Origin of the sequence: Lysinibacillus sp. ZYM-1 (assembly GCF_001308875.1) — a bacterium.
GTDB lineage: Bacteria > Bacillota > Bacilli > Bacillales_A > Planococcaceae > Lysinibacillus.
Genome location: NZ_KQ465145.1, coordinates 23,144 through 32,891, shown reverse-complemented (window position 1 = coordinate 32,891; position 9,748 = coordinate 23,144). Strand labels below are relative to the sequence as shown.

The following is a 9,748-nucleotide window of genomic DNA, read 5'->3' as shown; positions in this document are numbered from 1 at the left end:
CATAGAAAAACACCTCCGTTGATTGTTTGGTATGCTTATACCCGTTTTTCAACGAAAGGTGTTTTTATTTGTCTCACTTTTCTAGGTCAGTGCGTAAATAGACAGCTCTTTTTATTCATAAGGCACAATATATTTTTCTAACAATTCCCTATGAATGGAGGGATTGGCAATAATAAATGTATCTTGATGTAAAAAGTCAAAGCCTTCTCCGTGCAAGTTTGTAGCGATGGCCCCAACCTCTTTAGCAATAATGGCACCACCAGCTATATCCCAGGGTGATAGTCGCATAGAAACATAAGCATCCAACTTCCCACTAACAACAAACGCGATTTCCATGGCAGCTGAGCCATAGGAACGAGTGCCTCGAACTTTGCGAATCATTTCAATTACCTTTTCGTGATGAATATGTCGATTAGGTGCTACCCAATGTGCATTGATGCCAATGACTGCTTCTTCCATCGTGACAGATTGAAGTTTACGCAGTGGAGAATCGTTATACCACGCACCCTGACCTGCAATAGCGTAAAATAAATCCTCACGCATGACATCAAATATGTACCCTAACTTTCCTACCCCATTGACAAAAATTCCAATCGAAATCATAAAATGACGATGCTGTTTGACAAAATTCATTGTGCCATCAATGGGATCAATAATCCAAACTACACCATCTAATGACTCTACTTTTTCGCCCATTCCTTCTTCCCCTAGAATTTTGTGGGCTGGATTAAAAGCTTTAATTTGGTCGATAAAAAATAATTCGGTCTCTCGGTCAATATTTGTCACCAGATCATTGGCACCTGATTTTGTCTCGATCACTAAATTATACGAAAAAGCTTTTCGAATACGTCTTCCAGCTTCAAAAATTATACTTTTCGCAAATTCATCCATTTGTTGTATATCCAATTAAAACCCACCCTTCGAATATAAGAAAAGGCCTTTACTTTTCTCACTCTTTGTAAATTGGTCTCACCTTGTCCATCACTTAACAACGTCTTTATGGCCATATAAAACATGAACTTCACGAAATATAGAAATTCTTTACGCTATGATATAACATCAATAACATCTATTTTACCCTTTGTCACAATAAAAATCACCTGCTGTCGGAATATTCAGCAAGTGATTTTTTAAATGGGTATAAGATTTTGATTACGCATAGGCGTGCAAACTTTCAAGTTCCATCTGGATTTCTGACAAACGTTTTTTACTTTTTTTAATCTCAATATCGTTTTTTTCATTCATCGCTGCAAAAAGCGAAGCTAATTCATAATCTAATTCTAATTGTAAAATGTGTTCATATTGCTTTTCAATGTCAACTTTACGTATAATTTTTACGATTGGTTTCATAAAAACACTTCCTTTTTTTAATTTTTTTACAAAAACTTTTCAAGTTCGATAAAGTTCTTGTTATAAGATTTTTTCCCAAAATCAGCGTAAAATAAACCTTATAAAACGAAAGGAGTAAAATAAAATTGCCAAAAATAAAATGGACAAACAAAGACTTTAATGTTTTTAAAATAGACGGTTTAGAACAAAGAATGGATGCATTAATTAATCATGTACGCCCAAAATTTCATCAGCTTGGTGATGATTTTTCCACCTATTTCTCAAGCCAACTAGGCGAAGAATTTTTTCCACATGTTGCCAGACATGCTAGAAGAACTGTCAACCCACCAAAAGATAGTTGGGTTGCCTTTGCCCCATATAAAAGAGGTTATAAATCATTGCCTCACTTTCAGATTGGTCTATGGCACTCACATTTATTCATCGTCTTAGCTATTATTTATGAAGCACCTCAAAAAAATGTCATGGCCGAACGTTTACTCGCTCATCAATCATTATTTGAGCAGCTACCAGATGATTTTATTGTGTCAGGTGATCACATGTCTCCAGAAGCCGTTTCACTTGGAGAGGCAAAAGAAGACAAGCTTGAGGGATTGCTTTTACGTCTACGTGATGTAAAAAAAGGTGAGTTTTTAATTGGTCGTCACCTTTCCAAAGAGCAAGCAACAAAATTATCAGCTAGCGAATTAAACCAATTAACTGAGCAAACATTCAACAACTTACTTCCTCTTTACAATGTCATTGTTGGTAAGTAATCTAAAAACAAGCTTTAACCTTTTGCTATTTATTGAAGTAGTGTATGCAAAATGTCGTTTTTTAACACAAAAAATTAAAAAGTGGATGTGAGTTGTTCTCACATCCACTTTTTTATCGTCCTTTTTTAGGGACAGCTTTGATAATCGTACCATCTTCGCTTTCTTTTGTTTGTTTTACAACGGGGTAGCTTATATAGCCACTTGCTTCTTCAAATTCACGAAATATTGATTTTTCTTCAGCTTGTGAAGGAACAATCTCTTTAAAGCGTCGATATTTAGCCATCATGACCTCACGTTTAATGCCCTTTTCATGAGCTTGTTCAATCCCTTCAAAAAATTGAACAACATCCACAATCTCCTCTGTAGACCAATCTGTTGAAAACGGATACGAATATTCCATTCGACAAAACCACCTTTACGTTATTGCCCCCATTTTAACCGGATACTTTCTGCTTCTGCAACCATTCGATTGATTAATTCCTCAACGGTTGGGATATCATGAATCATCCCCGTCACTTGTCCAGCCCAGCCAAAGCCCTGATTCTGATCACCATCATAAATAAAACGCTTATTAGCTGAACCACTTATATATTCTTTTAAAGCGTCATAAGTTGGCATTTTTTCCTCAATTTCTAAAATTTTAGCTGTAAACTCATTTCGTAAAGCACGAGCTGGTGCGCCGATAGAACGTTTTATGATCGTTGTATCAGCCTCTGTGCTTGCTAATAGTGCCTCTTTATACGCTGCTGAAGCATCGACACATTCCTTTGTTGCAATAAAACGAGTACCCATTTCAATACCCTCAGCTCCCAGTGCATGGGCAGCCATCCAGCCTCGACCATCGCCTATACCTCCAGAAGCAACGACTGGAATTTTCACACTATCAACAACCTGCGGTACTAACACCATTGTGCCTACATCATCCCTTCCAAGATGTCCGCCACCCTCTTGTCCAACAACCATCACAGCATCTGCTCCAAGTTGTTCAGCTTTTTGTGCTTGTCTACGTGCAGCTACAAGTACTAATTTTTTAATATTCGTTCCTGCTAATAAATCAAATATGGGTGCTGGGTTACCTCCCGTCATCGTCACTACAGGTACTTCCTCTTCAACAGCAATACGCACCATCTCTTCGTAGCCTGTACCATGTAAGCCAATAGCAAAGTTTACACCAAATGGTTTATCTGTTAATGTTCGCACTTTATGAATCTCTGCTCGCAATAAATCTGGATCTCGTAAACTCATAGCCGTGATTTGACCTAACCCTCCAGCATTCGACACTGCTGCTGCTAAATCAGCATAGGCTAGATAGGCTAACCCACCTTGAATAATTGGGTATTTAACCTGCAAAAGCTCTGTCACACGTGTATTCCAACTCATAATACCTCCCCTTTCGTTCGATAATAATTTCTCGATATCCTTAAAAATTCCTTTATTTTTTATGAAAAGTCTATTTTTTCGTGTCGTTAGGTGCTATAATTCATTTGTTTTCTTAGATAATTTAAAGTGAGGTGGTACCTGCGTTGTCACAACTAGAGACTCCATTGTTCGACGTATTACTTAAACATCGGAACAGACATCCTATTCAGTTCCATATTCCAGGCCATAAGAAAGGGCAAGGGATGGACCCTGCTTTCCGAGAATTCGTCGGCGACAACGTTTTATCAATTGATTTAATTAATATTGCTCCACTAGACGATTTACATTCACCAAAGGGTGCTATTAAAGAAGCGCAAAATCTTGCAGCAGAAGCTTTTGGTGCTGATCATACATTCTTTTCCGTTCAAGGTACTAGTGGCGCCATCATGACGATGATCCTGACCGTCGTAGGTCCAGGTGATAAGATTCTAGTGCCGCGGAATGTCCATAAATCTATTATGTCGGCGATAGTTTTCGCTGGTGCAATTCCAATTTTTATTCATCCTGAAGTCGATAGTGAATACGGGATTTCTCATGGCATATCCCCTGAGGCTGTCGAAAAAGCATTGAATGCTTATCCTGATACAAAAGCAGTACTAGTTATTAATCCAACTTATTTTGGCTTCACAGCTGATTTAAAACGCATTGTCGAAATCGTTCATAGCCGTAATATTCCTGTAGTAGTAGATGAAGCACATGGTGTACACATTAAATTCCATGATGATCTACCCTATTCAGCAATGGAAGCAGGTGCAGATATGGCTGCTACAAGCGTTCACAAGCTTGGTGGCTCCATGACACAAACTTCCATTTTAAATGTACGCGAAGGTCTTGTTTCAGCTAAGCGTGTACAAGCTGTTTTTTCTATGCTAACAACTACATCGACATCCTATCCATTGCTTGCTTCCCTCGACACGGCTCGACGGCAATTAGCCATTCATGGATATGATTTAATCGACGATGCACTGCGTTTAGCAAAGGATGCACGTAAACGAATCAACCAAATCCCGCATTTAAAATGTGCTGGTAAGGAAAAATTACATTCATCTGCAACTTATGATATGGACCCTTTAAAGCTTCTTATTAGCGTCAAAGATTTGGGTATTTCTGGGCATCGAGCTGAGGAATGGTTACGTCATAATGCCAATATTGAAGTAGAACTGTCTGACCTATATAATATTTTATGTTTGGTGACATTAGGTGATACGAAGAAAGAGATTAATCTTTTGGTCAATGCACTTAGTCGTATGTCAAAAGCATTTGATTCTGAAGCAGCTATAACTGAAGCTGTGGTTAATGTTCCCGATATTCCAGCACTTGCAATGTCACCACGCGATGCTTTTTATGCGGATACTGAGGTAGTTCCACTTGCTGAAGCAGATAACTGTATTTGTGCAGAATTTATTATGGTATATCCTCCTGGAATTCCAATTTTTATTCCCGGGGAAATAATTACCCAAGAAAATATTCATTATATTAAAATGAATATTGAGGCAGGCTTACCTGTTCAAGGACCAGAGGATTCAACATTAAAAACAATTCGTGTAATAAAAGAACGTAAGCCAATTTTTTAGCAATATAAGCTAGCACTTTCATACTGAAGTGCTAGCTTTTTTAGTATTTGTATTCCTAAATTGGGGAAAATAGGCATCAGTACTCCCACAAAAAATCCCTGACTCTTGTATGATTAATTGAATGTGAATAATCTTTTGTTATTTCAGAAAAGTTTTTTCCTATAATCCATTCATCTAATGAAAACTGATACAATTCTCTTAATTTAATGAAAATCTATATTAAGATAACCCTTCCCCCCATCCCCATTTAGACACAGCTTGTCGTGAAATATTCAAATACACTGCAATATTTAGTTGCTTGCAGAGAATCTATACAAAAAAAGCAAAAAATTAGAAATAGCACTGTCTTTTATTTACAATATTGAAAAAGGAGTGAATTGGATGAATACATGGGATCAACGTTTCCAAACAGCCGAATACGTTTATGGAGAACAGCCAAATGCATTTATTAAAGATTATGCACATCATTTAGAGGGATATTCCAGCATCGCCGCTTATGCAGAGGGAGAAGGTCGTAATGCCGTTTACTTAGCATCAAAGGGGTATGACGTAACTGCCTATGATTACGCTAAAAGCGGTCTTCAAAAAACGGAACATTTAGCCAAAAAGCATCTCGTTTCAGTTCACACAGTGCTAGCAGATTTACTTCAGGATAAGCTTCCTGTAAACATGTATGATGCTGCCATAATGGTGTTTGGGCATTTTCCAATAGAGCAGCAATGGGCCGTTTTCCAAAAGATTATTGATTCAGTAAAACCCGGTGGATGCATCATGATGGAGCTTTATTCAATATACCAACTTCCTTATGGATCTGGCGGTCCGCAACAAATCAATTTATTGTATAACCCTTTAGAGGTACTTAAATGGTGTCAGGCTCATAAAATTTTACACTTCTTTACAGGTGAGCAGATTAGGTATGAGGGAATGCTTCACACTGGGCTAGCACATACTATCCAACTGATTGTCCAAAAAAGCTAAGAGCTATATACAGACACTCTGTATATAGCTCTCTACATAAATAAATAGACAAATAGCGGGCAGAAAAATGCACCAATCACGGCCGTTAAGCCCATGGATAATGAACCAACTGACAGCTCTTGTTCCCCATATTCTCTTAATTTAACAAGACCTACGCCATGTGAAGCACTACCAACTGCAACGCCTCTACTAACGGCAGAATCAATTTTTCCGTACTTAATGACTAATGGTCCGATAATAGCTCCAACAAATCCTGCAATCATGACAAAAACAGCTGTTAAAGGTGGAATACCTCCAATCGTTTCACTTACCTGCATCCCAACAGGTGTTGTTAATGATTTTGGTAATGCCGTCAGCATCCAACTTGCCTGTACACCGATCCATTTAAGCAGCACAAAAATTGTCACTAAACCAGTCATCATGCCGATTAGAAGTCCTGATAGTATGGAATATTTATACTTCATAATAATGGCTCTTTGGTTATAAAGAGGATATGCAAGGGCAACAACTGCCGGCCCTAGCATTTTCTGAAGCCATTCTCCTCCTACCATATAAGTTTCATATGGAATATCAAAAACAAGCAAAACAACCGCACTAACGATGGTTGTTGTGACCAGAGGAATCACTAAAGGATGCGGGAATCGCTGATAAAGCTTTGTAAATAAAATGAACATAATAATGGTACTTAAGACAACACTTGCTTCAATCAACAGACAACTCCCCCTTCCCTTCTTCTAAGGTAATTTCAGTGATTTCTTTTTTTGCTGATTCTTTTTTCTCGATTATTTGCGTCAATAATCCTGTCACATAAATAGAGATTAATGTACTGGCGATTACTGCTAAAATAATAAGCAAGCCTGTGATTGACATGAGCTCGGGATAATCAATGACACCAACCGTTGCTGGAATGAAAAACAACGTTAAAATGCCGATTAAAAAACCTGCACCGTCTTGAATATATTCTACCTTCATGATTTTAAAAATAAGTGAAAGTGCTAATAGTAATAATCCAACGACACTACCCGGAAGAGGTATGTGCAAATAAGAGACAATCCCTACCCCCATGTAATAATAAATATTAAGAATGCCCATTTGAACAATAATACGAACAACTCGCAACAACATCGCAGCAAAATTTTCGTTCAACATTTCGCCACTTTTCACCCCCTATATCGTCCATTCTACATCTGCATGAATTTTCTGTCTATTATAATTTTAGAAAAACAATAGAAAAAGAAGAAAGCTAAATGCCTTCTTCTTTAAAATAAGAAAAATATAGAGGTTGTCTCATAAATGCTTACTTCGTTTTTATTAGACTTCACTAAATTTCCTTTTCTTAAAAAATATTACTATTTTTAAAGTGCATGACCAGATCCACCATCAATATTAACCGAAGTACCCGTCACATAACTTGCTGCATTAGATACTAAAAAAGTAATAACATTAGCTGCTTCTTGTGTATCTCCTACACGGCCAAGTGGAATGGTTTGACCAACCTTGCGGGAATATTCTTCCCACGATAAATTGGGTTCTTCCTTTTTCCATTTCTTTTCGATTTGGTCACTGCGAATAAGCCCAATACAAACAGAATTTACTCGAATATTATCTTTTCCTAGATCCTTGCTCATCGCTTTTGTTAAGGCTAGTCCAGCTGCACGGCTCACGGTTGTTGGTAGTGAGCTTGCAGGAGGTGTTTTAGCCATCACCGCTGCCACGTTAACGATGGCACCACCGCCAGCCTTACGCATATACGGAGCGGCATATTTTGAGCAGTGAATTGCCCCAAATACCTTTAAATCTAAATCAGCTTGCCACAGTTCACTGCTCACTGACTCGAAAGGATTGGCTGAAGCTGTTCCCGCATTATTTATGAGGATGTCTATCTGTCCATAATGCTCTACTGTACGTTCAATTAAATACTTACAATCCTTTTCCTTTGTAATATCAGTCGGAACAATTAACACATCTACACCTGTTTCGTTTTTAATACACCCAGCAGCCACCTGTAGCTGTTTTTCTCCACGAGCGCAAAGAACAACTTGTGCCCCCTCTTTAACAAGTTGCATGGCCGTATAATAACCAATTCCTTTACTTGAACCCGTGATAATTGCTACTTTCCCATTTAAGCCTAGTTCCATTATAATCACCCCAAATAATTTCGAATATTCATTCAATATATTTACTTTAACAAAATTACAAACAATATACAAAAAAACGGCTACAAAGCATTTGCTTTATAGCCGTTTGAAAAAGTTAACATTATTTTTTTGCTACAATGTGGATTGGGTTGCCAAGTAGTACTTCAGCAGCTTCCATTGTAATTTCCCCTAATGTTGGGTGAGCATGAATTGTTAATGCGATATCTTCAGCAGTCATACCACCTTCAATAGCTAAGCCCATTTCAGCGATCATATCAGATGCACCAGCACCTACGATTTGAGCACCGATTAATAAACCATCTTCTTTACGTGCAACAAGCTTCACGAAACCTTCTGATTGGTTTAATGCAAGAGCACGACCATTTGCTGCAAATGGGAATTTCGCTGCAGTGTAATCGATACCTTCCTCTTTTGCTTGTTCTTCGTTGTAACCAACTGTCGCCATTTCTGGATCTGTGAAGCATACAGCAGGTACAGCAAGATAATCAACAACTGATTTTTCACCAGCAATCGCTTCAGCAGCAACTTTACCTTCGTAAGATGCTTTATGTGCAAGCTGAGGTCCAGCAACGATATCACCGATTGCATAGATGTTTGGAATATTTGTACGACATTGTTTGTCTACATTGATTAGACCGCGTTCACCGAATTCAATACCGATTTCAGCAAGGCCCATTTCATCAGTATTTGGACGACGACCTACAGTAACTAATACGTAATCAGCTTCAACTTTTTTCTCTTCTCCGCCAACTTCATAAGTTACAACTACGCCGTTTTCAGTTTCTTCAACGCCTTTAGCAGATGCGTTTACTTCCATTTCAACGCCTTTCTTTTTAAGGCCTTTTTTAACGATTTGAGTCATTTGTTTTTCGAAGCCAGCTAAAATATCTTTTCCGCCTTCAATAATTGTTACTTGTGAGCCAAGGTTTGCATAAGCAGATCCTAACTCTGTACCAATGTAACCTCCACCGATTACTACTAATTTACCAGGAACTTCTTGTAAAGAAAGTGCACCAGTAGAATTTAGTACGCGCTCAGAGAATTTGAATGTTGGAATTTCAACTGGACGAGAACCTGTTGCAATAATGACATTGTTAAATGTGTAAGTTTGAGCAGATTCACCATTGATGATACGCACTGAATGAGCGTCAACGAAATAAGCTTCACCTTGTACAATTTCAACTTTGTTCCCTTTAAGTAAGCCTTCAACACCGCCAGTTAATTTTTTAACAACGCTGTCTTTAAATGCTTGTGCTTTTGAGAAGTCTAATTTCACATCAGAAGCGATGATTCCCATGTCATCTGAATGTTTAGCTTGCTCAAAACGGTGACCTACTGAAATTAATGCTTTTGATGGGATACAACCTACGTTTAAGCACACGCCACCAAGTACATTTTTTTCAACGATTGTTACTTTTTGGCCAGTTTGAGCTGCACGAATTGCTGCTACATATCCTCCAGGACCTGAACCAATGACAAGAGTATCTGTTTCAATTGGGAAATCTCCTACTACCAT

The 9,748-nt window shown here is 38.1% G+C and carries 11 protein-coding genes; 3 read left to right on the top strand and 8 right to left on the bottom strand.

What is annotated here, in order from left to right; translation table 11 throughout:
- Positions 1-111: 111 nt before the first annotated feature.
- On the bottom strand, positions 112-906 hold the full coding sequence (locus tag AO843_RS21300) for an inositol monophosphatase family protein (RefSeq protein ID WP_054613081.1): 795 nt from the start codon (positions 904-906) through the stop codon (positions 112-114).
- A gap of 246 nt (positions 907-1,152) precedes the next feature.
- Positions 1,153-1,350, bottom strand: a complete 198-nt coding sequence (locus tag AO843_RS21295) for a hypothetical protein (RefSeq protein WP_054613080.1) — start codon at positions 1,348-1,350, stop codon at positions 1,153-1,155.
- Positions 1,351-1,475: 125 nt separating this feature from the next.
- Here AO843_RS21295 and AO843_RS21290 point away from each other — a divergent pair, with 125 nt between their 5' ends.
- Entirely contained in the window at positions 1,476-2,102 is a 627-nt protein-coding gene (locus tag AO843_RS21290) for a YktB family protein (RefSeq protein WP_054613079.1), read from the top strand.
- Positions 2,103-2,214: 112 nt separating this feature from the next.
- On the opposite strand, the gene AO843_RS21285 is transcribed toward AO843_RS21290, so the two are convergent.
- Both AO843_RS21285 and AO843_RS21280 read right to left on the bottom strand, forming a co-directional pair.
- Positions 2,215-2,502, bottom strand: coding sequence for a UPF0223 family protein (locus AO843_RS21285; protein WP_054613078.1), 288 nt, complete (start codon positions 2,500-2,502; stop codon positions 2,215-2,217).
- Positions 2,503-2,522: 20 nt separating this feature from the next.
- Complete coding sequence (locus tag AO843_RS21280) at positions 2,523-3,482, bottom strand: NAD(P)H-dependent flavin oxidoreductase (RefSeq protein ID WP_054613077.1); 960 nt, start codon at positions 3,480-3,482, stop codon at positions 2,523-2,525.
- Between the two features lie 143 nt (positions 3,483-3,625).
- Between AO843_RS21280 and AO843_RS21275 the strand changes: the two genes are divergently transcribed.
- Positions 3,626-5,095, top strand: coding sequence for an aminotransferase class I/II-fold pyridoxal phosphate-dependent enzyme (locus AO843_RS21275; RefSeq protein ID WP_054613076.1), 1,470 nt, complete (start codon positions 3,626-3,628; stop codon positions 5,093-5,095).
- A gap of 381 nt (positions 5,096-5,476) precedes the next feature.
- Complete coding sequence (locus tag AO843_RS21270; RefSeq protein ID WP_054613075.1) at positions 5,477-6,073, top strand: class I SAM-dependent methyltransferase; 597 nt, start codon at positions 5,477-5,479, stop codon at positions 6,071-6,073.
- Positions 6,074-6,105: 32 nt separating this feature from the next.
- Here the strand turns inward: AO843_RS21270 and AO843_RS21265 are convergent, their stop codons facing one another.
- From AO843_RS21265 to lpdA, 4 genes are all read right to left on the bottom strand, one after another.
- The gene (locus tag AO843_RS21265; protein WP_054613074.1) at positions 6,106-6,783 is read right to left on the bottom strand and encodes an LrgB family protein; all 678 of its coding nucleotides are present in this window, start codon (positions 6,781-6,783) and stop codon (positions 6,106-6,108) included.
- A complete protein-coding gene (locus AO843_RS21260; RefSeq protein ID WP_054613073.1) occupies positions 6,776-7,222 on the bottom strand; it encodes a CidA/LrgA family protein in 447 nt (148 codons plus the stop codon). Before AO843_RS21260 ends, AO843_RS21265 begins: the two co-directional genes overlap by 8 nt.
- Positions 7,223-7,428: 206 nt before the next feature.
- On the bottom strand, positions 7,429-8,211 hold the full coding sequence (locus tag AO843_RS21255; RefSeq protein ID WP_054613072.1) for an SDR family NAD(P)-dependent oxidoreductase: 783 nt from the start codon (positions 8,209-8,211) through the stop codon (positions 7,429-7,431).
- Between the two features lie 121 nt (positions 8,212-8,332).
- Positions 8,333-9,748 carry a dihydrolipoyl dehydrogenase gene (lpdA, locus tag AO843_RS21250; protein WP_054613071.1) on the bottom strand — a complete coding sequence of 472 codons (1,416 nt, stop codon included), beginning with the start codon at positions 9,746-9,748 and terminating at the stop codon, positions 8,333-8,335.